This is a genomic window from Mesorhizobium sp. WSM4845 (assembly GCF_055811455.1).
On the sequence record NZ_JBVVQA010000013.1, the window covers coordinates 37,952 to 60,299 of the forward strand.

General features: G+C 59.4%; 15 protein-coding genes and 2 pseudogenes. 6 read left to right on the forward strand and 11 right to left on the reverse strand.

Annotated features, from left to right (window positions below):
• Positions 1-34 precede the first annotated feature (34 nt).
• From AC0L2C_RS16515 to queC, 7 genes and pseudogenes are all read right to left on the reverse strand, one after another.
• Positions 35-988, reverse strand: a pseudogene (locus AC0L2C_RS16515) (ArdC family protein); the annotation flags it as partial.
• 399 nt (positions 989-1,387) lie between these two features.
• Positions 1,388-2,104, reverse strand: coding sequence for a DsbA family protein (locus AC0L2C_RS16520; RefSeq protein ID WP_473523867.1), 717 nt, complete (start codon positions 2,102-2,104; stop codon positions 1,388-1,390).
• Positions 2,105-2,436: 332 nt separating this feature from the next.
• A pseudogene (locus AC0L2C_RS16525) lies at positions 2,437-3,420 on the reverse strand (cation:dicarboxylate symporter family transporter); the annotation flags it as partial.
• 421 nt (positions 3,421-3,841) lie between these two features.
• The gene (locus tag AC0L2C_RS16530; protein ID WP_473523868.1) at positions 3,842-5,101 is read right to left on the reverse strand and encodes a glycosyltransferase family 9 protein; all 1,260 of its coding nucleotides are present in this window, start codon (positions 5,099-5,101) and stop codon (positions 3,842-3,844) included.
• 718 nt (positions 5,102-5,819) lie between these two features.
• Positions 5,820-6,554 carry a 7-carboxy-7-deazaguanine synthase QueE gene (queE, locus tag AC0L2C_RS16535; RefSeq protein WP_473523869.1) on the reverse strand — a complete coding sequence of 245 codons (735 nt, stop codon included), beginning with the start codon at positions 6,552-6,554 and terminating at the stop codon, positions 5,820-5,822.
• Positions 6,551-6,907, reverse strand: a complete 357-nt coding sequence (queD, locus tag AC0L2C_RS16540) for a 6-carboxytetrahydropterin synthase QueD (protein WP_065010611.1) — start codon at positions 6,905-6,907, stop codon at positions 6,551-6,553. Before queD ends, queE begins: the two co-directional genes overlap by 4 nt.
• Positions 6,907-7,605 (reverse strand): 7-cyano-7-deazaguanine synthase QueC, encoded by a 699-nt coding sequence (gene queC, locus AC0L2C_RS16545; protein ID WP_473523870.1) that lies wholly within the window; start codon positions 7,603-7,605, stop codon positions 6,907-6,909. Before queC ends, queD begins: the two co-directional genes overlap by 1 nt.
• 423 nt (positions 7,606-8,028) lie before the next feature.
• On the opposite strand from queC, the gene AC0L2C_RS16550 reads away from it, so the two are divergent.
• The 5 genes from AC0L2C_RS16550 to AC0L2C_RS16570 all read left to right on the forward strand — a co-directional run bounded on the left by AC0L2C_RS16550 (position 8,029) and on the right by AC0L2C_RS16570 (position 16,158).
• Positions 8,029-8,418, forward strand: a complete 390-nt coding sequence (locus tag AC0L2C_RS16550) for a hypothetical protein (protein WP_473523934.1) — start codon at positions 8,029-8,031, stop codon at positions 8,416-8,418.
• Between the two features lie 454 nt (positions 8,419-8,872).
• Positions 8,873-10,459 (forward strand): 5'-methylthioadenosine/S-adenosylhomocysteine nucleosidase family protein, encoded by a 1,587-nt coding sequence (locus AC0L2C_RS16555; RefSeq protein WP_473523871.1) that lies wholly within the window; start codon positions 8,873-8,875, stop codon positions 10,457-10,459.
• A 3-nt stretch (positions 10,460-10,462) separates the two neighbouring features.
• Positions 10,463-12,766, forward strand: a complete 2,304-nt coding sequence (locus AC0L2C_RS16560) for an ATP-binding protein (protein ID WP_473523872.1) — start codon at positions 10,463-10,465, stop codon at positions 12,764-12,766.
• Between the two features lie 527 nt (positions 12,767-13,293).
• Entirely contained in the window at positions 13,294-15,810 is a 2,517-nt protein-coding gene (locus AC0L2C_RS16565) for an MBL fold metallo-hydrolase (protein ID WP_473523873.1), read from the forward strand.
• A gap of 39 nt (positions 15,811-15,849) precedes the next feature.
• A complete protein-coding gene (locus tag AC0L2C_RS16570; protein WP_473523874.1) occupies positions 15,850-16,158 on the forward strand; it encodes a hypothetical protein in 309 nt (102 codons plus the stop codon).
• A 1,706-nt stretch (positions 16,159-17,864) separates the two neighbouring features.
• Here AC0L2C_RS16570 and AC0L2C_RS16575 read toward each other — a convergent pair.
• The 4 genes from AC0L2C_RS16575 to panB all read right to left on the reverse strand — a co-directional run bounded on the left by AC0L2C_RS16575 (position 17,865) and on the right by panB (position 21,110).
• Positions 17,865-18,494: an acyl-homoserine-lactone synthase gene (locus AC0L2C_RS16575; protein WP_473523875.1), complete on the reverse strand. Its 630-nt coding sequence runs from the start codon at positions 18,492-18,494 to the stop codon at positions 17,865-17,867.
• Positions 18,495-18,589: 95 nt separating this feature from the next.
• Positions 18,590-19,315: a LuxR family transcriptional regulator gene (locus AC0L2C_RS16580; RefSeq protein WP_473523876.1), complete on the reverse strand. Its 726-nt coding sequence runs from the start codon at positions 19,313-19,315 to the stop codon at positions 18,590-18,592.
• 110 nt (positions 19,316-19,425) lie between these two features.
• Entirely contained in the window at positions 19,426-20,325 is a 900-nt protein-coding gene (gene panC, locus AC0L2C_RS16585) for a pantoate--beta-alanine ligase (RefSeq protein ID WP_473523877.1), read from the reverse strand.
• Positions 20,322-21,110 (reverse strand): 3-methyl-2-oxobutanoate hydroxymethyltransferase, encoded by a 789-nt coding sequence (panB, locus tag AC0L2C_RS16590; RefSeq protein WP_473523878.1) that lies wholly within the window; start codon positions 21,108-21,110, stop codon positions 20,322-20,324. The genes panC and panB overlap by 4 nt, the downstream gene beginning before the upstream one ends.
• 221 nt (positions 21,111-21,331) lie before the next feature.
• Between panB and AC0L2C_RS16595 the strand changes: the two genes are divergently transcribed.
• Positions 21,332-22,294: an NUDIX hydrolase gene (locus tag AC0L2C_RS16595; RefSeq protein ID WP_473523879.1), complete on the forward strand. Its 963-nt coding sequence runs from the start codon at positions 21,332-21,334 to the stop codon at positions 22,292-22,294.
• The last annotated feature ends 54 nt before the right edge of the window (positions 22,295-22,348 follow it).

The following is a 22,348-nucleotide window of genomic DNA, read 5'->3' on the forward strand; positions in this document are numbered from 1 at the left end:
TCACGCGGCGAATCTCGGCATTCGCCTCACCTTCGATCTCGGCATGCGCCTCGCTTTCGACGTCGGCATTGAGGCCAATCAGGAAATCGGCGGCTTTCGAGGCATGGCTGGCGGCGCGGAAAATGGCGCGATTGTCCTCGCGCAGAACCGTCAGCCATGAGCCGATGTAATCGGAATGGCGCACGGTCGGCTCGATACCGAGACTGCTGCAGATGAAGGCTGCGGCCATCTCGGCGACCAATTCCTCGCGCGCATAGGTTCTGGAGCCGAATGAGCCTGACAGGTCGCGAGCGAGTCGCGTCGGGTGGCCGGTCCAGTGGCCAAGCTCATGAAAGCAGGTCCGGTAGTAGTCGATCTGGTGGAAGAAAGCCGGCTGGGGCGGCACCTGGATGGTGTCGCTGCCGGGCATGTAGAAAGCGCGATCGCCACCGATACGGAAATCCGCACCGCTTCTGCGAATAAGTTGCTCGGCCTGCGGGACGATTTCGCGTGCCGGCAGCGGCTCGGCGGCGGTATGGAGATGGTCGGGCAGATTATCGCACTGCGCGACATTGAAGACGGTAAAGCGCTTCAAAAAAGGCACGGCCTGCGGTTCGTCGCCATCGGCCTTGGCGCGTTCCTTTTCGTCCTTGGGAATAAAGCGGTCAGCGTGAACGATGGTCGTGCCGCGCTCGCCCTTCCTGACATTGCCGCCAAGGGCAAGCGCCTGCCGGAAGGTGAGCCAGTTCTGGCTGGGGTATGGGCGCTCGATGACGGCGCCCCACAGGATCAGGATATTGATGCCGGAATAGCGGCGCTGGGTGGCTGCATTCCTGGGCAGGCCAAGGGCTGCCTTTGCCCTGCCCCAGGGCTTGACCCATGGCACGGTGCCGCGCTCCAGTTCGGCAACGATGCGGTCTGTGATCTCCTGGTAGAGGCTGGCGCCTGAGCGCCCGCCCTTGCCCGCGCCAGCCTCTCCGCTGGCGGAATGCTTGTTGTTTGCACGCATTGTCTGGTCCTCCGTTCGCCAATTGCGCCCTCCCCCGGAAGCGGGGTGGGCGGCAAAAGCGACCGGAAAGGCCCGCCGTAGAAGGCAGACCGCATCCGAAGGACCGGAACGAAGAGGAGGACCCGGAGCGGCAAGCGGAGGGTTGCGGGATGCCGCGGCTGGCCTAGAAGGGAGTGCCGCCCACCGCGCGCCACCGGGGAAGGCCACCAAGAAAAACCGCGACGGCCGAAGGCCGGCGACCGTCAGCAGCCGACAGGCTGCCCGCGTCAGGGGGCGAAGCCGGATGGCCGAGACCGCCTGAGCCTGTCGAAGAAAAGCGGGCTCGGTGCACGAGCACCCGGCGCGCGCCTTCAGGCGCGCGGGCGCTCAGGACTCTGGTCCCGAGAGCAGTTGATGCGGTCAAAATGCCGATTTTGCAGCTGTGGAAGACTGAACCTTGGCGTTTGCGCGCACATCGGCGATGCAGCTTCGCAGCCCGGCCGTCTCTACCACCCCGGCTATCACTTCGTCGCCGACCACCAACGCCGGCGTGCCGGTGATGTACAGCTCGTTCGCGAGCGCGCGATCGCGTGCGATGGCTTCGGTGATGGCCGGGCCTTCCATATCCCGCTTGAGCTGCTCAACATCGAGGCCGACACGTGCCGCAATGACTAGGGTGGTTCTTTGGTTCACCAAGCCGGGAAAAGCAAAAAGGGCGCGATTAAACGCCTCATATTTTCGCTGTTTGTGGGAGGCGAGCGCCGCACGCGCGGCGAATTCGGAAGCAGGTCCCAGGACCGGGAGCTGTTTACGCACAATCCTCAGATTGGGATCATGCTTGAGGGCTTGCTGGAGAATGAGGTCCATTTCCTTGCACGGCGGGCAGTTGTAGTCGAGGAATGAGACCAGGGGGACGCCACCCTGCGGATTGCCGGCGATTGGCGAGGCGAGGTCGTTGAGGAGTGCGTCGCGATGCTGCGGAATGAGTATCCTCAAGTCCGCCGCGAGCAAGGCGTTAATCTCCGAGCCGTTGCAGGTCGTCAACCTATCTGGCTGTCGCTTTAGCGTTCCCAGCACGGACAGGGCGAGGACTAAGAAACCGATTACGGCAACAAGGCCGGCGTTTTGCTTGGACATGGGTCGGGCTCCAATCAGCCGTTAGCGGGGCGGCAACGGCTGGCCTTTTGGCGTGAAAGTTGGTCGTCGCTTTGGATCGCTTGCCCGGCAGTTCCCGCAGTATCGGCAGTCGCGGGGGGCTCACAATGTCGATGCCGGCGCCATCTGGAGGTTGATTAATGACGGCTTCGCTCCAACGGGCTGACTGCAATAGCTGAGCGGCGTTCGCGAGTTGCCAGCCGAGACCACCGGTCATCACGCCGGGCGATCTGCCCTTCAACGCCCGAGCGCCGAAGGACCCGCTCGTGAGAGCCTTTGCCAATCGTCCATCATCCGGCTCCCCCTGCTCCGGGCAACACGAGCCTTCCCACTGCGTTGCCGAGAAAAATGGTCAGCACACGGCACTCCGACACAAAGTGGTCAACGCCAAGAATAAGCGTCGCGCCGGCAGCTGGGGCGGTCGGAACGACAAAGAGCGCTGCAGCCAACGTGAGGAGGCCCGCACCGGTAATGCGAGTTGTTCCCTTCGAAGAGAGCAAGGCGACGAACAGCAGCAGGATCCGACAGCCGATCGACAGATCCGTGTTCGTCGCCTGGGCGACGAAGAGGGGGGCCAGCGTCATGTAGATATTGGTGCCGTGCAGATTGAATGAATATCCGGCCGGGATGCCGAGGCTCACGACCGAACGCCTGGCGCTCGACCCTTCGACGGGCGCGGCCCTCATCAGAATGCCGACCAGCTTGAACACCGGCGCGAGGAGCGCCTGAAGCAAAGAAAGCACAGGCTTGCCCGTGTCGCCGACCATCGCCAGAGCGATGCCGAACAGCACCGAGAAGAACAGGACCTGCATGATGTCGCCTTCGGCGAAGGCACTAACGATCGTCGAGGGAATGATGTTCATCAGGAAGCCGGTCACCGACTGCTCGTGGACCTTGGCGGCATAGCCCTTCACGGCCTGGGCATCGAGCGACGCCGGATCGATGTTCAGGCCGGCACCCGGCTGAACGACATTTGCGACAATGAGACCAACAATCAATGCGAGGCTCGAGAAGGTGAGGAAATAGATCATTGCCTTGCCGGCGACCCGGCCGACCTTCTTGAGATCGTTCATGCCGCCGATGCCGGTCGCAATTGTCAGGAAGGTGACAGGCGCGATGATGATCTTCACGAGCCTGATGAAAGCATCGCCGAGCGGCTTCAGAGCCTCTCCGGTCGCCGGATAGAAAAAGCCAACAGCGACGCCAAGGGCGACGGCGGCAAGCACCTGAACGTAAAGCCGCGCGATATGGGGCTTACGAGGCCCGGCGTTCGCGCTGTGGACTTGTGGAGCTAACACCGTTTCTCTCCCTGCCGGATCGGGTCGGGCTCTTCCTGCTTCAAGGCCTCTCACTGGCGGCGCTCCGGTCGAACGCTGCTGCCATCTCGGGCGCAAGTGCCGTGCCAAGCAGCGGCGGAGCGATAACGCGCAGGACCTCTCACGCAGTGCCGCATTCGCCACAGGCGCGTGCTCTCTTAAAAACAAGGGCAGACCGTCGGCGGACATGCGGCATGGCAGCGGCCGAAAGGTCGTCGAGGCAACCTGTTTGCCTTGGTGGCTGCGATCGGGATCTAGATGGTCGACATCTGGCTATGCCTATGTCCAAGCCATCGCCCAGTCGGCTGAGCTTGTCGGATATCAAACACCGCTGTCGACAGGGGATCGCTACCGCGATCCGTATAGTCTGGCGCTCCACAGATGGAGTAATCGACCGGCCGGGTTACGGCATGGGCCCTGAGCTGCCTCTTCGCGCGCGATCGTCGTTCTGGCCGCACCGCCCGCGAGCCACAATAAGTTTGTCCCGCCCCTTACAATAATTCATCAAGGCGTCTACCTCGGCAATCACCAGATCGGGCGTGATGTCGAACTTGCAGCGGACTTTGACCGGACAGCGCCGCACTTTGTCCAGACCACATCCGCGACATTCAATAACGCTCATAAGCATGCTGACCAGGGGACCACGAAATCCCCAAATTTCCGGTAGATGTGACGCGGTGAAAATTCCAACAGTAGGGCGGCCAAGCTGGGCAGCGACATGCCCAGTGCCTGAATTGTTCGACACCACGAGCGCGGCCGAATTCATGAGATGATTGAATTCCAATTCTGACAAGTCGACAGCCGTTCGAATCTCCGCGGCTCCACGGTCGCGGGCTGTCATCGCGACCTCCTCAAGCGCTTCCCGGCTTTCGCCACGGCCGACGAGGATCACCTCACGACGGGTAGAAAGAGCAGCGACAAGTTTGCCAAAGTTTTCGATCGGCCAATCGCGCAGGCTGGAATTCGAAAACGGAGCCACGACGATCGGGGACTTGCCTTCTGTCGAACTTTGTCGGCGGCCCGCTTCACTTTCTGCGTCGAAACAGGCCGCTGCCTTTGCGACCAGAAAGAGGAGGATTTCCGACACATGCTGGAGACGTACCTGCTTACGGTCAACGAACCAATCAAGCCATGTGCGAGGGAGTTTGTCGGCGATCCCTATTTTTTGGGCCAGCTTGTAGAAGATGGTTCTGCGCAATTTCAGATCGAATGGCGCTATCGCAATATCGATCTGATGCATTCCGTAAGGATCAACTATCGCCGCACGATGCCTGGCGGGGACTTCGAGCAAAATGGGCCTTGTCTCATCCGGGACACGCATATCAATGGCAAGATCAAACTCGCCGGTCAGCAGCGGCCGTATGTCGGCCGCTTTCTTGCGGGTATCGACCTTCGGGTTGCGAGGAAAGAAGTCAAAAGCAACGTAATCGTCGGCGAGGTTGAACTGTTTTGCAGTGTCGATGTTCCAGCTTCCGACCACCAGCGTAATGTGGGCTTGCGCAAAGCGCTGACGCAGGTCCATCAGGGGCGCTAGAGACATCCAAAAGTCCCCGACACGATCAAGCTTAAGCGCCAAAATTCTCATCTTGGCGCTTGACTGTTCCGACTCCTCCCAGCTGCGGTATATAATTTGATTGGTGTCGCGCTTTGTAAAGTATCCCATTACCATTCCGAACGTCATACGTACAACATTGCTTGCCTACTTATGTCTGTGTAGTTTGGATTGCTTCCAGTCTTATCCGCGTTGACAAATTAACGCGGCAAACGACTCTGAGACGACTGGTGGTTTGCAGTGTTCGCGGCTGCGAGTGAAAGAGGAGTTCCGGCGTCAGCCCCGGTCAGTCCGGAAGCTTTGCCGACCAGCGACGGCAATGACGGGCGCAAAGATGGGCTGTCGAATTTCTTTGCGGGAAGAGGCAGGTGCGGACTGGCCTGAATGAGTTAGGACTAGGTGGCGCCCGCCGTTCAACGGTTCTGAGAGGGGAAAGACTCCGCTAACAAAGAGAGGTCGGACAATTCGAAATCGTCGGCCTGCTGCAACTCATTCCCAGGACAATTTCCAGCGCACGTCTGAGCTCATGCAAAGATTTTCCCCTTTCGGGTCCCTTTTCACGCGACAGAGACAGCGGATGGTCGATGCGTGCCGGCGCTGAGGTCAATGCGAGATTCCGGAAGGTTGAGAAAATCGTTTGTTTCGATGAAGCCCATCCACGCCATGGATAGATGGCTGCCAAAGGTTGCGGCCACAATACAGCGGAGCGGTAGCTAGCCGCTCCGGTGCGCGCTCACTTTCGAGCGCCCAGCACCATCTCTGCATCGAGCACCTCAGGAAGTACCCGGCAGCGCCGCCAAATGGCGGCGCATTTCCCGCACAGGCGCGACTAGACGCCTCTCCTGTTTCCCCAGAGCAAAACGTGCAACTGCGGTAACACGCGTGCTTCGAACCACCTGTCGTGTGTCACCTTTTCCACAAGCCACTCCATGCGTTTTATTATTCCGTCCAGGTCGACAGGTGCGTCTTCATTGCCAGGGCGCGGTGGCGTGTGATTGCCGGGTTGCAGATAGACCGGAAGGTGCGGAAATCGCGCCGCGGCGTCTTTGGCGTAGGCGTAGTCATTCTCGTCGAAAACAACGAGCTTGAGCACGATTTGCGGCTTCTGCTGCGCCGCTTCTATGCACGCCTGGAATGCAGCCCAATCGGTCCTCATTTCGCTTGACGGCGGCTTTGGGCTGAGAACCAGCACATCAAGATCCGCAAACCAGTCCCTGACCACCGAACCCTGGGTTTCCAGCGCAAACCGGTAACCTTCACCATGGCCTCGCTCGATCAGCGCACCGAAGGGCTGAATGGCCGGATTACCGCCTGACAGCGACACCATCACTGGCCGGCCACCGGAAAGCCCAACGACGCTTTGCCACACCGCATCGATTGGCATCATCTCCCATTGGTGGCGGAATTGACTGTCCACCGCATGGAGGCTGTCGCACCAGGAGCACCGGTAGTCACACCCGCCGGTTCTGATGAAGACTGTAGGCAAACCGATGAGCACTCCCTCGCCCTGGATCGTGGGCCCAAATATCTCGCTCACACGGATTGCGGGACACGTGTCCGTCACGGCCGGTATTCCGCCCAGGTTTTCGGGGTTTCGCTCACCCGCACGGCCGCGGTTTCCGGCAGACGTGCCTTGCACCATTCATAGAAATGTCTGGCCAAGTATTCCGCCGTGACTTGCTCATGTCCCAGCACCTCGTTGAGGTGCCGATGGTCGAGGCTCTCGTCGATATAGCGTTTGAGCGGCGCCAGATCGTGATAGTCGCGCACGAAGCCGTGCGCGTCCAGATCCTTCGCCGAAAGTTCCACTTCGACGATGTAGTTATGCCCGTGCAGGCGCGCGCACTGATGATCCGGCGGCAAAGAGGTGAGCTGGTGCGAGGCCGAGAAGTGGAATTCCTTGGTGATGCGGAACATCAGGCGCTTCTCCTCCGCAGCGCCTCGAGCCAGAAGACAGGGTCTTGGTAGTCGGTAGGATCAGCGTGCCCCGCGAGATGAAACGCCTCGCGCCGCTCCACGCAGGTCCCGCACCGTCCGCAGTGACGCTCGCCGCCCTTGTAACACGACCAGGTCTCCGCAAATGGCGTTCCGTGTCTTGCTCCATCCCGGACGATGTGGCCCTTCGTGAGGTTGACGTAAGGCGTGTAAAGGCGAATCTCTGCGTAGCCTTCCAGCGCGCGGTCTTGCATCATCTGGAAAGCTTCGATGAAGGCCGGACGGCAATCTGGATAGATGAAATGGTCCCCACCATGGACGGCCATCGCCACCGCTTCGGCCTTGTGCGCGGTGGCGAGACCGAAGGCAATTGCCAACATGATGGCGTTCCGGTTCGGCACTACCGTGATCTTCATCGTGTCTTCGGCGTAGTGGCCGTCCGGCACGTCGAAATTATCGGTGAGCGCTGAGCCGGAAAGGCCGCGGCCGATTTCGGGGATGTTGATGATCTGGTGCGTAGTGTTCAGTCGCTCCGCGCAGAGAGCGGCGAAGCCCAATTCTTTCCTGTGCCGTTGGCCGTAATCGAAAGACAGGAGGCCGGCGAGCTCGTGCTCCGCTGCCACGCTGTGAGCAAGGGAAACGGAGTCCAATCCGCCGGAGCAGATGACGAGAGTCTTCATCGTGGTATCCTTGTTTTGACCGGGTAAGGCTGCGACCGGAGATTTCTCTGCGCTCCCTCTACCCCAGCGAGTCAACTTTGTGAACCCGGTGGAGTCTGATCGCTGACGTGCCGTGGCGCACCGGGCGCCAACAGCGGGCTCTTTCATGGATGTCCAAACCCAAGCATATGCTCAGAAGGACAAATGCGAAGCGACTCGAGGCATTGCTGGGAAAGAAGCTGACCTATCCAAATCTGCGTTACGGATGCTTGCATAAGCCACACGCGAAATTGGTGAATAACGAGGAAGGAACGGAGTTCGTTAACGGCGGGAGTGCAGAAGCCCAAATTCAAGGACAGTGCGCGCGCCCCGCTTCAGGATCAGTTCGATCTGGAACACGAATCCGCCGTTGCAATCACCCCTATATTGCGCGCAATAGCCTACATGGCGTTGGATGAACTGGATTTGGCGATTTTCCAGATGGCGGTCGAAAGCGTCCGCTCACTCTCCCTAAGCTTCAACGAAAAAGCCGCAGAGATAGCCACGAGGAGCCACGGTGTCCTGGTTTTCGACGTGCGGGTCGATGGTGACTCGGAGGTCCAGCGGATCGCAGCCATCCGATATCGAGCCGACCAGACGGGCGTGGTCGCGTTGAACAGACAAGGCCTTGTTACCCGCTCTTGCATGGTCAATGGCACTTTCTCACATTTCATTTCGCCATTGGAGAACTGGGCCAGCATGCCCCTGTCAATGCAGGCCAAGATCGATGTCACCGTCCATGCCGGTCTCTTCCTAGGCGCCTTGCGAAATGCCGGTCATATGCTTGGCAGCTAGCATATGACCGGAATGCATCTGTGGATTTTTGGCTCCACCCTGCGCGTCCGAGCGGCCGGCCACCGAGGCTCTGTGGCGCGCGGATGTGTCCGGGGAGAGCGCAACGATCTGCTGCACACGTTCGGATATACCTCACGCGCACGAGCCGCGCTCATTAGTTACCTTCTCCTTCACGTTACAGGGATTGCGCGAAAATATTCCGCCGGTGCGCCTGCTTGGCGGTTACGCCGCGCTTCTGCAGTTAATCGAGCAGGAAAATCGCGCAATCAGTGAAGATCCACGAGAACTGGCTTGAGGCGACCCGAACCTGCGCACGTCGCCGCGTATACTATATGGCAGCTTTGCGCAGCCGCGAGATGCAGTGAGCCGCGGGACCAGAAATCGAGCTGGCGCCGTATCTTCCGGCGAGCGGGGCGGCTATCATCAGTCTGCCGATTCCTTCGAGCGTCCAGGAATGCCCGCAAAGCCCCGTTTCGACATCGGTATCATTGTGCCCCTCGCGGAAGAGCTCGAGTACGTGCTCGAACTGGCTCCGATTATCCGCTCCGTGAGAGCCGACGGCACCTTCTTTCACGTGCTGGATTTTGGCCCCGTGACCGCCGTCGCGCATCTCCTTGGTGGTATGGGTCTTCTAAAGGCGCAGCATGGAACGCAGAAGCTGCTTGATCATGCCGAGGTCGGGCTTCTGGTAATGCTGGGCACGGCGGGGGCGCTGGACGAAGACTTGTCGATCGGTGATGTCGCTATCGCCACTGAGGTTAACGAATATCTGGCCAACTCGAGGGCGGAGTCGGCTGGCGGCGGCTATGAATTGCGGCATTCGGGGCAACACTGGCCGCTGGACTTTGGGATGAAGCAAACGCTTGCGAATTTCGAATTCGCGGGTCGATCGGCCTACCAGGGCTGGCAAGCCGGTGCTTCGAGCTACTATGCCGGGATCAATATTCCGGACAAAGCGGAGGTCTGCTCGCCGCCTCCGACCTTGCACTGCGGCAACATTGCATCCGGTAACGTTGTCGTGGCATCGAAGGCGTTCGCGGATGAGGTCAAGCGGGTCGATCGCAAGTTCATCGCCATCGACATGGAGGCCGCAGGATTCGCCAACGCGGCTTCGTCGCGGGTGCATCCAGTACCGCATCTGGTCGTCCGAGGGATATCCGATCGCGGCGACGAGAATAAGAAAAAGCTAGATAAGGCGAGCAAGAACGGTTGGCGCCGGTATTGCGTCCGAAATGCGACGACCCTCCTTCAGGCGCTATTATCCTGGGATGGTTTCCTCGAATGCACCGGCCTTGCTGCCAGCCATCAGGTCGCGGAGCACGGTATCGCGGTCCGTGACCTAATCGGCGCAATGCGGAGCTGTCCTGGGGGCGCTTGGGTGGTGGGCGTCGCCTTCGGCATCTATACGCATGGCCCTATGATCACACTGTCCGGCAACGTCGTTCCATTGGACATCAACCGCCTGCGGCTGACAGACTCCCGCTTCCGGTCGCTGATTGAGGCTGTCGAGGCCGAGGTGAAGCCAGGTTTCGAACTCGATCGCGTCGTCGAAGCGGTTACGAGCGCGGTCGAGATATACCGGCACTCGATAGTCTCGGAGGCGGCCGAGGCGCTGATGCGCGATTTCGACGAAGTCGTCGCGCAAATAGTGTCTCCGGACGCCGAAGCGTTGCTGGACAGAGGTACTCCTTTGCTCGGCGAAGCCGATCGGCTTTACGAAGAACAGGGACCGCAAGCGGTTGCCGATCTCCTGAAAGACCACGTCGCCGAGGGCGTTGAGGTGCGTGAACGGTATCTCGATGCCCTCGCGGAGCTCGAGCAATCTTCCGAAATTTTCGCCGTCGTGCAGTCGGTTTCCCGCGCCGATCTGACACGCCTGGAGCTTGAGCATGGGATGTTCGCCTCCGGTCGGCTCGGGCGGGACGCCGCTTTCCGGGAGATGTGGTCACGGCACGCCGAGGAGTTCGACGATGCGGCAGCGATCCTGCTGCGGCGGGAGCTTTCCCGTCGGTTTTCCAACATCATTAAGATCGAGAAGTAGAGCATGGCCGCAAAAGCACATCCCATTGAAGTCGATCTTGAAAGAATCCTTCCACTGCTTGCCCGGGAGATCTACACGTCACCCTTCGCTTTCCTTCGAGAAAACGTGCAGAACGCCTTCGACGCGATAAGACTTCAAAGCTACCGGGAGAGAGGGGCGAGGCGACGAATCGACCACTCGATACAGATTGCGCTTTCCGGTAATCGTCTGTCTATCTCCGACACCGGCATCGGTATGACCCGGGACGATCTTGCGAACTTCTTCTGGAGCATCGGGAAGAGCGGAAAGCACACCGCAGAAGCGAAGTCGGCCGGAGTCGTTGGTACTTTCGGCATCGGCGGGATGGCAAACTTCGGCGTCTGCTCGCGTCTTGAGGTGTTGACGCGCACGCATTCCGACGATTGTTCGATCCTGAGCTTCGCGGACAGAGCATCGTTGTCGGCTAAGGACGATTGCGTCTTCTACGAGGCCGGTCCGGCGGATGCGCCGCCGGGTACGACAGTGACGGGCACTCTGATAGACGAAATCTCGCTTGGCCAGATTGTTGAGTACCTCAAGCCCATCGTAAGATTTCTTGACGTACCGATATACGTCGGCGACAGCAGGCTCGGACAGGATCGGTTTCCAATCGTCGAGAGGGACGAGGGAGAAAGGTGGACCGTGAGCGACGGACTGGCAGAGGCCAGCGTGTGGATCCGTGCTCTGCAGAACGGTCAGGCTGAAGTCGAAGTACAAAAACTACTTTGGGAAGGAAAGGAGACAGATGTCGCGGCCATCTTCTCTACTACGCGCAACGTGATCTCTGCCTACCAGCATGGATTCATGCTCGCCAACGTACCCATCGCCACGGTCTTCGGCCTCGGAGGAATGATAAATAGCTCGGTGCTCCGGCCGACTGCGGGCCGCGAGGCGGTAACGGACGAAAGCCGCCAACTGGTCCAATGCCTCGTGCGCGCCGTCGAGCGGGGCCTCGCTCACCACATCTCACAGACGCCGGGGCTGCCGGAAAGATTCTCATCCTTTTACAAGTATCTTTCGCAGATGAAATTATGGGAATTGGCGGGTGCCACAACTGTGCGAGTCCATGGTCTGAATCAAAGAACGCGATTGGACAGCTATAAGTCGAGCGAACGCGACAAAGTTTATTTCGCACGCGATGGGCACGATCAGTCGATCGTCCAGGCGTTCTCCGATCAGGGAAAGACGGTGGTACTTCTTTCAACAGATGGACAGCGTCAACGAGTGGAGATGAACTACCTCCAGAACTTCTGCAACGCCGTGGTGCTTTCAGACAGAGTCACTTGTCTCCGCACGATCACCGCTCTTCCCATTAATGAAGAGGCTTTCAAATTCCAGCTACTGGACCGATTGCGGGCGCAATACCTCGTCGGAAGCCTTCATGTGAAGGCCGGTGAACTCACTCACGGAGCGATGCTCTGGGCCACATCTTCGCCTTCGGGAGCCGGCGAGAAGGTGCTCTTCGTCGACTTTCGGCATCAACAGATAAAACGACTCATTGGATTGAGGGACTCATATTCTTTCGATGCCGTGTTCGACATCTTCATCCGCGATTCCGTTTTTCCTCATCTGGAGTCGTGTTTTCCGGATCTGAAGAAGCGCGATTTCGATTCGCTGTTGAGAAGGCTACAGTCGAGCGTCGAATATTTCGAAATTGATCCCGCGGACGTAGGACGCATCCACCAACTTGCTGCGCTAACCAAAATGCCGCCCGAGAAGGTGGCTGCCGTATTCGGTCGCAGGAGCTTCGGTTCCGCAAGGCCGACCTCCGTCGGAGCTTCGGACGTCATCCGTGTACCTTCGGCGGTCCATGACATTGCCAGGGAAACCGAGGGGAAGACGCTCGATGAGCGCAGGCAGGAGCTGGAGGTTAGTCTGCTGGGAACGGATGTCGATGCGAAGATACTGGATGCGAGGGACGTCGATCCGGCCCTCGGCCTTGCTCGATACTATCTGGCGTTGACCAACGACGCCCACGTCCTCTATCGAAGGATATTCTTAGAGCGAAAGCCTTCCGCAGACTTCTCCTGGGGAGGATATAGAGGTGGCTATCTCTTCTACAGCGAGGGTTCGGCGGTCGTGTACTACGACCTTCAATTCGAACGCCTCGTGGAGGAAAACGAGAAGCGGGAACGCACGGGGAAGATCACGCTTCAGCAGGCCCCACTCGTTTTGAAGAATCAAGTGTTTCTACCGATTCCGGAGGAGATGGAGACTGAGTTGGTACCCGTTCAACACGCGCTCAAATTCACGGTGAGGCATCAGATCCTGGGTGTCGCGGATATCTGAAGGATCGCAGGCTCGCGCAGAGGATTCCAAAGCATACTCAGCCCTTCATGCGCTGGCTGCCGTACTCTGAAAAGCGGACCTCAGTACGTCGCATCAGCCATGTAGCGAGCGGTGTCCAGTCAAAAACGGAGCGCACGGGTCACTGAGCAGTGGCTTAGTCAATATCCCGCCGAGGCGACTGGTACGGGGATTCGGCTTGAGCGTGAAATAGGGGCCGGCTTGCGGGCCCTATTTCAAGCATCTGCTGTTAGGTCAGCGGTGCCGACTTCGTAGCTTCTCTTTTGGTGGCTACTTACCTCGGTCGTTGGCCTTTCCGCGGTGACGCGCGAAGGCTTCGTGCAAATTTCGGCGCTCCGAACGCTATGCGGCTCGTGCGGGATGGAAAGCGGCGGCTCGGAAATGCAGCAGACAATGCTGAAGTCTCGTTTTGTAATTTACAAGAAAACTAGCGCCCTCCAACAGAAGGCGATTTATTGTTGATCGCCAATGCATCATACTAAGGCGAGGCTTATCAACCGGGGGATGCAATGCAGATCCATTTTCTCGATGTAGGTCAAAGCCAGTATGGCGATTGCATATTGGTTCAGGGCGACGACAAGACCATCCTCATTGACGGCGCCCATAAGGGCGACTTCACTGGGTCCTCCGGGCACCCTTCCATCCCCGTGCAGCTCCGTGAGCTGATGGACCAGCCGGACGGGCCGCTCGAACTTTCCCTGCTCATTCTGACGCATTGTCATTCCGATCACATTGGGTGCCTGCCGGAAATGGTCGAGCGGGAGGTCATCGCGCCCAAGGTCGCTCTGGTTGCCGATGAATTCGCCGGCTACGGACTCGCGCTCGGCAGCGATGCATCCGATCGCCTGCGGTTTCGTATCCTGGCCAGCCTTCAGGAAGAGCCTCTGGCTCCCGGAACGAGCGATGCGACCATAGAGGCGTTCATATCCGACGCTGCCTCGCAGCGTGATCTCTACATCGAGATGATCGAAACATTGGAGCAGCGCGGCACGAGGGTCGTTCGCTACCGTGGCCTCGAGGATACGGAAATTTCTGATCTTGAGAGGCAGTTCCGCAATATTGGTCTGAAGGTGCTCGGACCGTCAGCGGAACAACTTGTTCTGTGCGCGGAGACCATCGCGCAATTCGATCATGACGCTGTCGACGCAATTGCCAGCCTGCACACTGGCGATTTCGACGACGTTGCCATCTACCGGACACTTACCGAAGGCAATCCGACGACGGACGTCATTCTTCCCGATGCGGTCCTCGACTTTCTCGACAGACCCGGCGCGGGCGCTGCTAAGAACAACCAGAGTATTGTCATATCCGTCGGGAAAGGTGCCAATCGTTGCCTGCTCACCGGCGACATGCAGTTTGCCGATGCCGAGATCGAAGGCCTTGAGGATGAAATGGCGGCTATGTTGGACCACGTGGCGGAGGCGGGGCCGTATGCTTTCATTAAGCTGCCCCACCATGCCTCGTACAACGCTTTCGAAGAGCATGTTCTGTCCCGATTTCCCGACACTCGATTCTTCGGCATGTCGACCGGCCGAAACGGGGCGGCGCATCCAAATCCGAAGGTTCTGCGGCTGCTTCGCAATTCAAGCAGTCCGCTTGTCTGGGCCAGAACCGATAAGAACGGTCAGTTTACGGTGGACGTTTCCCGTGGACAGGTAAGGATCAGCATAACAGAGGGAGAACTGAGCGATCCACAGCCCAAGCCGCGTGACGAATTCGTCCTTGAGCCCGCAACGGCGGTCTCGACACTTACGACGCCGGCCGGGCCGCCACCGGCCTCTCTTGGCGGAAGTCCGCCTTCCGGGACAGCAGCGCCTCAGATTCCGGTCGATACAAACTTGGAGATCACGGCCAAGATCCCGGCAGTGCTGAAGCGGGTGACCATCACCATAGACATCGAGCAAAATACAGGCAGTTCAGCTTCTCCCTCTGACGATATGTCGAATCGCTATCTGGCGAATCGCCGTGTCCTTCCCAGACTGTTGTTCGTCACCGATCCGCAACGCCTGCGTCGCAAGATTGGCGACACAGGCTACGCCGCCGCGAGGACAATGATTGAGGAAGGCGGCGGCACACTTGTAGAAGCCATGGGCGAGGAAGCTACCTTTGCCAAGATCCAGGATGCCGCAACGGGAGTGAAGGGTGTTGTAATACTTGGCGACTACAACGTCGTTCCCGCCCTGATTTATGACGTTCTGCCCTCGGACCTGAGGGACAGGGTCTCGGCGAGGTCCGATCCTGACCGCTTCGTCGTCTGGAGCGACCAGCGGTATGGCGATGCCGACGGAGACGGTCTCGGGGAATTGCCGGTGTCGCGGATCCCCGACTGTTCGAGCGCGGCCTTCCTGCTCGGTTGCCTCGCGGCAGAAGACAACCGTACCACACCGGTGAAGTTCGCGTCGCGGAATGCCGAGCGGCCGTTCGCGGACAAGGTCTTCCGTAGACTAAGCGGACAGGGTCAAATTCTGGTCAGCGGCCCCGACGACTTCGGAAAGGTTCGCACCGGACACTTCGATGCGCGGCAGCTTTATTTCATGCTACACGGGTCCGACACCGACGGGACCCGTTTTTGGGGCGAAGACTACGGGGGGGCGGTCGAGGCGGTGAACCTCACCAATCTTGCCGGTAGCATCAAGGCCCATGGAGCCACCGTGCTCACAGGCTGCTGCTGGGGCGCCCTGACGGTACAGGAGATCGCGACGCGGGCCAGCGATCATTGGACGGTCACACCGAGGACGGCCGCTTCGTCGCTGGCCTTGCGTTTGCTGGAACTGGGAGCGCTCGCCTATGTAGGCTGTACCGGAGCCCACTATTCACCGTTGGACGGTCAGCTGAACTTCTTCGGGGAACCCATTCACCGCAATTTCTGGGCGGCCTTCGCTGCGGGCGCGGCGCCGGCGCAGGCTTTGTTCCAAGCCAAGCAGGCCTATATAAGGGACATGCCTCACGGCCGTACTACTGCCCCGGAATGGGCGATCGAGTATAAAATACTGAGGCAATTCACTTGCTTGGGACTGGGATGGTAGTCCAAGCGGTGGTAATGTGAGGCTAGAAAGGTGGCTGTTATGGCGAAAAGTCCCAAGACAATTGCCGAAGAAAACATGAAGGGTTGGACGGCGATCGAAGAGATTCCGATCGACTCGGCGTCGCTTCCCAAGGTCGACGGGGTTGGAGCGGACCTCGACCGCCTGAAAGTAAAATACTTCGGCCAGGGGAGACGCGGGTCGGATGTCGGGGCCGGCCGCGTCCGACACCCCAGTCAATCCGATGATGCGGCGTTGGTGGTTATGGAACGCCAGGGCCAGCACGATTTCGCCCCCGGTCGAAAGACTGTAATTGTGCGCGGCAACAAGGTGGTCGGCACGCAGGGCTGAAGCTACTGATGCGCTGGTTTGAGAGTAATTCCGGCACCCGGTTTTGGCCACGGCGAGTCAAGGCATCGTCTGCCCGTTTAACAGGGGCGCAGGTGCACTCCTTAGAATCACGTCAAATGCCGCCCACACCGGCGGCCTGCGAAACCGTGGCCGGAATTTAGGAACCCTGAAAAGTGGCCTGATTCCGGCTCAGGCACAATCGTCGTAAATCGCACGACTATGGGCAGACAATGGCGGGGCGACCGGTTCTGGCGCGCATCTGACAGCCGAAAGTCGGCTTGCTCTCCCACATCAGATGGGACGGATTTCCATGTCGAGGCGTTTCGATTCAACTGCTTACGAACATTCATTGACCTCATACTGTACTGACCGGCTTGGGGGCCTGCATTTTCGCCGGATGCACGAGTGCTCAAAGGGCGCACGCGTGAACGGCGCGTGACAGACACATCCACGCGAGCCCGAGGCAGATGCCTGATTCAGCTTCGCTACTCGATTAGACTCCTCATTTCCTTTCGTGCGGCTTCGGTCCGCTGGTCGATGTACTGGTCGAGATCTACGGACATCGTCGATCGGGGTTAATGGCCTTGCCGCCATTCTGCGCCATCAGCAGGAGCGCGGTGTTCATTGGCCGGCCTTGTTGTCAGCAAGCTAGTGTACACTCGTCGCCGCTTACCTGCCGCACAAAAAACGCCCGAAGGGGCGCGACAGTGAGACGGGCCTCCAATGCAATCTCTCCTGTATCAACCAGAGCTTGTTGGCTTCCGGTGTTCGTGCGGCCAACTAGTAGCCGCCGGTGGATCGTGCTCCAAGTGGTGGGACAAAAAGATCGAAAAACATTGGAGCAGATTTGAATGTTGCGTACTGATCTCTAACTCTTTGAATCTGCCCTCTTTCCAAACATCCTCCGGGGTCAACCACGTCGAAGGTGCCGCTGAGGAATTCATGAAGTGGCCGAATAGGGGACCCAAGTGAAAGATCCAAGCCTGCGTCGACGGCTTTGAATACCGGGTGACCCCACAAGATGTCAGCGCGGCGTTCGAGGCTGCTGCTGAGGAAAAGGGGAATGCTGTAGCATGCAGGTCCACCTGTTGCCCTCACGCGCTGGTGCTTTACAATCAGGCGGCAAACTGATCATGTGATTCACTGATCCTGCGGGCTTCACCCCAGCCTTGAGCGTGCGCTCTTAGGCCTACGGCAGCGTTGACCACGCCAGCACACTTCTTACATGGGAGCATGAATACGAATCCCGTTCGGCGAGCTATTGCGCGATTCACCATTCGTTCACTTTATTAGCGCACGTTCATAAGCGGACATGTTGGTGTAGCTCGTACGTGCCCAAAGCCCCGGCGCATCGACCCAGCACCGGGGCTTTTTTTGGTACCAGAAGGCACCGCTGAGAGGAGCAATCGTCCAGCGGTGCAGGCCTTGGCTGCTCTGTGAACGATTCCGGAGTTGCTGCTTTTTTGCGGCGTAAAAAAATCCGGGCTTTTACGGCGTCCAAAAACTCGGGTGTCTGCGGCGGGGCGCGCCATTTGGCGTGGTAACGCCGGAATTGCGGATTGCACCTAAAAACTTCCTGGGCCCAGGTCGTGCGGGGGAATCGACCGGAATAGTCGTAAGCTTCGCACTACGCCGTCCGGCCAGCATATCAACCGTACGGAGCGCCCGCGGACAGGAGAATTGGTCAGGCTGAGCATCGTTAAGCGCTACGCCGACAGGCCGAGAACCGGTTGCCATAATACAGGTCCGTTCAGACGTCCCCTCCAGCGGATGCGCTTGAGGCTAGCGTGGGAAATCTCGAGAAAACCGGCGACCGCCTCCGTGTTACCAACCGGCTTCGGCTGTCCGATGCGCGACAACGGCCACGTTGCGAGACGCAGGATCCGTTCCATGCGCGTATCGGTCACTGTCACTATCCGAGTGAGATTGTTCGCCAAGCCGAATTCGATCATGCCGGCGAAGAGCTCGTAGGTTGCTTGCGCCAGTCCGCCAGACTTAGGCGCTGACGGAGGGAGATCGAGTGCGAAACGACTGCTCTCCCAAATGCGGGCACTCGCGGGCGCCGCAGTCTCACCCAGCAGCGTCGGAAAGGTGTCGCGCAACATTGTCGGTCCGGTAGTCGGTAAAAGACGGACGCAACCGCAAATTCGCCAGTCGGATCCCTTGAGAAGCAGATAGACTGGGTTTAGGCTGTCAAATGCGTCTGTTTCCATCTCGCTTTCCGTCTGAACTTCCCAATCCAGCCTTTCCTTGAAGACCCGATGCCTGAGCCCGTGCATTTCGTTGAGCTCGTTTTGAAACTCGCCGTAGAGTTCAGGTGTTATCAGCTGCATCATCTGTCGCCTCCGTGCAGGATGTGTTCCCGCCATCGAAGAGCAAAGCCGACATTGATGCAGCCTGTAGACCTTTACAGCTTTCCAACAAAAGGAGGTCAGGATCTCCACTGACGGGAAGCAGTCAGCCGTGCTATGCCCTGGTTTATGGTTCGCACGCCAAGCTTTGCCTTGGCGTTTTCCAGATGGAAGGTCACGGTGCGTTTCGAGACGCCGAGGATCTGGCTGATATCCCAGGCGGACTTACCGCGCGCCGCCCATTTCAGGGATTCGAACTCCCGCGGGGTCAGCGTTATGCCATCCACCACGCAATCTTCGGCGAGCTGGCGCCGGGCATGTATATGAAAGTTGATTGCGACCAGCTGCAATGCTTTTTCGTAGCGAGTGAGTGACCGCAAGAGAGGCGGACGGGACTGGTCGGAAGCGAAGGTCAGCGCCGCAAACCGGCCGCGATGGTCATGCATGGACATGGTCAATCCGCCGCGAATGCCAAAGTGAGCTGCTTCTTCCAGGATTTCTTGCTGCGAGGCCGGCAGACACTGGCGGGGTCGATCCACGCCCCAATCAAAAGTATCCCAGCCTTGCAGCCCGCGCAGGATCACCGGATCATGGCTGTGGTAGCGCAGTTGCAGATAGTGCGATGTCCAGGATGAAGGATAATTTGAAATCAATCGCGGCGTCTGGCCGGAGACCGACGGGTAACTGAAATAGGCGAAGAGCGGAAAGTCGAAGCCGGCTGCGGCGGACGCCATCGCCTCATGGAGGTCGACCGCATCGATGCTTGCAGAGAGTTGCTCGACGAAGTTTTCGAATACGCGATACATCAGCCCTTTGCGCGACCTCCTCGAATGTTGCTCGATGCCAGGGGAAATCTGGGTCTAAACGACCCCGCATCGATGCGACGCGGACGATTTGGTCGCCATCATCGCCGGCATTACTTTGCTGCTTCCCGGTGAAGCGAACGCCGCGCACCTGGCCACTTACCAACCGGGGATGTTGAGACGTTATCGATGAGCCGCGTGTCGCCGAGCCAAGCCGCGACAAGCAAGCGTGCTGGTCGGTCAAGCCTTGCTAGCGGCTGCAGGTCTGTTTCGCCGCGAAGTTCCAGGTACTCGACCTCGCGATAGCCTGTCGCCAGAATTGTTGCACGCGCTTCATCAAGCATGGGCAGGACAGGAGAGCCACGCGCAAGCCGCTCAGCCGTGTCGAGCAAGACCGAAGCCAGCTTTGGGGCAATGGCGCGTTCTGCTGGCGAGAGCCGGCTATTGCGCGACGATAGTGCAAGACCATCGGTTTCGCGGACTGTCGGACATGCGACCACCGTGATCGGGATGTCAAGGTCCCGGACCAAGCGCCTGACAAGCTGAAGCTGCTGGAAATCCTTTTCGCCAAAGAAGGCGAAGTCAGCGCCGGTCTGCAGGAAGAGCTTGGCCACGACCGTCGCCACGCCATCGAAATGGCCGGGCCGGAAGGCGCCGCACAGGCCCTCACTGAGAGTGGACACCGAAACGGCCGTGGCGAAGCCCGCTGGATACATCTCGTCTGCATCCGGTACATAGAGCAGATGTGCGCCTGTCGGCACGAGCTTGGCAGCATCTTCGTTTTCCGTCCGAGGATAGGCGGCAAGGTCGGCGGCACTGTTGAACTGCTTGGGATTGACGAACAGCGTCACGACTACCCGCTCGGCCTTCTGAAGCGCGGCCCGCACGAGGCTCAGATGGCCTTCATGCAAGGCTCCCATGGTCGGCACAACGGCGACACGGGCGCCTGAGCGACGCCATCCCGCGGCAACAGCGCGGAGTTCGGCAACGGTTCGAACGATCGGCACGCTCATGTGACGTCTCCGGCCTTCGTCTCGTTGGCGTAGAGATGTTCGGCCGCCGGAAAGCGCCGTTCCCTCACGTCGGCGGCATAAGCCGCAATCGCCGCATCGGCCTGGTTGCCTAGTTCGGCGTAGCGTTTGACGAATTTCGGCCGGAAAGAGCCGAAAAGCCCAAGCATATCATCGCTGACCAAAATCTGGCCGTCGCAGGCGGGCGAGGCGCCGATGCCGATTGTGGGGACGGCGATCTCCGCAGTGATGCGCCGTGCGAGCGGCTCGGGCACTTTCTCCAGCACCACCGAGAAAGCGCCGGCTTCCGTGACCGCACTGGCGTCGCGCCTGATGCGCTCGGCATCGTCTCCCCGCCCCTGGACGCGGTAGCCGCCGAGAGTATTGACCGCCTGCGGCGTCAAGCCGACATGGGCCATGACAGGCACGCCGCGCGCGGCGAGGAAGCGGATCGTCTCGGCCATGGTCTGGCCCCCCTCGAGCTTCACCGCTGCACAACCGGTCTCCGCCATCAGGCGCGCAGCGTTGCGGAAGGCCTGCTCGGGGCTTTGTTCATAGGAACCGAATGGCAGGTCTACGACCATCAATGCTCGCACCAGACCGCGGCGCACCGCCTGGCCGTGCATGATCATCATGTCGAGGGTGACGCTCAGCGTCGACGAGAGGCCGTGCAGGACCATGCCGACGCTGTCGCCGACGAGAACGATGTCGCAGTGTCGATCGGCCAAACTGGCGATCGGCGTGGTATATGCCGTCAGGCAGACGAGTGGAGTCTGGCCTTTCCGCATCCGAACACCCAGCGGTGCAATTCCCTTTTGATCACCAGCTGCGCTCAACCCATCCCTCCTTCCCTTGCGTTACCCGCCGCGGGTGTCGCGTTTGGCACATTTTTGTGCAAGTGCGAAGAGCTAAAAATGGGGATGCAGCTGTGCGGTGTTGACGTGCGGACAGCCTCGCTTACATTAAATCGATTAAGGCTCCCGGGCTCGGGTCAACCACTTTCACGAACATGGACGATCAGGCAACAGGAACCAGGAAAGACAAAGCCGGCAAGGCGGACCAAGTCAAAGTGGACCTGATCGCCGTCGTCGTGGCCGTAAATGAAAGTGACCCCTGTCTCCTAACCATCGGCCAGGCTGACACCCTGCCGTCCGGACCTTTTGCGCTTGAGCACCGGTCGCCGCAATCCGGTTTGAGGGGGTGGGTCGAGCAGCAGACCGGCCAGCCCTTGGGGTACATCGAGCAGCTTTACACCTTCGCCGATCGGGACCGAATCGGCGCCGAACGCCAGCAGCGCGTCATCTCCATCAGCTATCTCGCTTTGACCAGCAAAGAACAGGCAACGGGCTCATGCAAGTGCGGCTGGCAAAGCTGGTACGACTATTTTCCATGGGAAGACCACCGCTCCGGCACCCCGCCGGTGGTGCTGGATGTTGTGCGACCACGCTTGATCGGTTGGGCAGACGGAGCGAGCGACGCGGGCACGCGACGCGAACGCCGGCAGCGGGCGGCGATCGCCTTTGGCTTCGACGACCGTTATTGGAATGAGGAGCTCGTGCTTCAGCGATATGAGTTACTTTATGAAGCAGGCCTGGTCCAAGAGGCCGGAAGAGGACGGGAGACGCCGCTTCCCCTGGTGCCGAGCAAATCCATGGTCGCTGATCATCGCCGTATCGTGGCAACGGGCATTGCGCGGCTGCGCTCCAAGATCAAATACCGGCCCGTCGTCTTTGAGCTTATGCGACCGACCTTTACGCTACTGCAGCTGCAGCGAACCGTGGAGGCGCTCGCCGGCAGGCTCATCCACAAGCCGAACTTTCGCCGCCTGATCGAGCAACAGGAACTGGTCGAGGAGACCGGCGAGACCACTGCGGAGACCGGTGGTCGGCCGGCGAAGCTCTACCGCTTCCGCCACGCCGTTCTCGACGAAAGGGCCGTCGCCGGGACAAAATTGCCGCTGGCGCGGGGTTGACATCCCTTATACTCACGGCAAGTATATGCCGGTTATCTTCAACTAGAGTATAAG

Excerpts from the sequence above, each read along its gene's own strand:
- AC0L2C_RS16580 (WP_473523876.1), bottom strand. The coding sequence starts at position 19,315 with ATGTATCGCGTATTCGAAAACTTCGTCGAGCAACTCTCTGCAAGCATC.
- AC0L2C_RS16530 (WP_473523868.1), bottom strand. The coding sequence starts at position 5,101 with ATGGGATACTTTACAAAGCGCGACACCAATCAAATTATATACCGCAGC.
- queD (WP_065010611.1), bottom strand. The coding sequence starts at position 6,907 with ATGTTCCGCATCACCAAGGAATTCCACTTCTCGGCCTCGCACCAGCTC.
- AC0L2C_RS16570 (WP_473523874.1), top strand. The coding sequence starts at position 15,850 with ATGGCGAAAAGTCCCAAGACAATTGCCGAAGAAAACATGAAGGGTTGG.
- AC0L2C_RS16560 (WP_473523872.1), top strand. The coding sequence starts at position 10,463 with ATGGCCGCAAAAGCACATCCCATTGAAGTCGATCTTGAAAGAATCCTT.
- AC0L2C_RS16565 (WP_473523873.1), top strand. The coding sequence starts at position 13,294 with ATGCAGATCCATTTTCTCGATGTAGGTCAAAGCCAGTATGGCGATTGC.
- AC0L2C_RS16520 (WP_473523867.1), bottom strand. The coding sequence starts at position 2,104 with ATGTCCAAGCAAAACGCCGGCCTTGTTGCCGTAATCGGTTTCTTAGTC.
- AC0L2C_RS16575 (WP_473523875.1), bottom strand. The coding sequence starts at position 18,494 with ATGATGCAGCTGATAACACCTGAACTCTACGGCGAGTTTCAAAACGAG.
- AC0L2C_RS16595 (WP_473523879.1), top strand. The coding sequence starts at position 21,332 with ATGGACGATCAGGCAACAGGAACCAGGAAAGACAAAGCCGGCAAGGCG.
- panB (WP_473523878.1), bottom strand. The coding sequence starts at position 21,110 with ATGCGGAAAGGCCAGACTCCACTCGTCTGCCTGACGGCATATACCACG.
- AC0L2C_RS16555 (WP_473523871.1), top strand. The coding sequence starts at position 8,873 with ATGCCCGCAAAGCCCCGTTTCGACATCGGTATCATTGTGCCCCTCGCG.
- AC0L2C_RS16550 (WP_473523934.1), top strand. The coding sequence starts at position 8,029 with ATGGCGTTGGATGAACTGGATTTGGCGATTTTCCAGATGGCGGTCGAA.
- queC (WP_473523870.1), bottom strand. The coding sequence starts at position 7,605 with ATGAAGACTCTCGTCATCTGCTCCGGCGGATTGGACTCCGTTTCCCTT.
- panC (WP_473523877.1), bottom strand. The coding sequence starts at position 20,325 with ATGAGCGTGCCGATCGTTCGAACCGTTGCCGAACTCCGCGCTGTTGCC.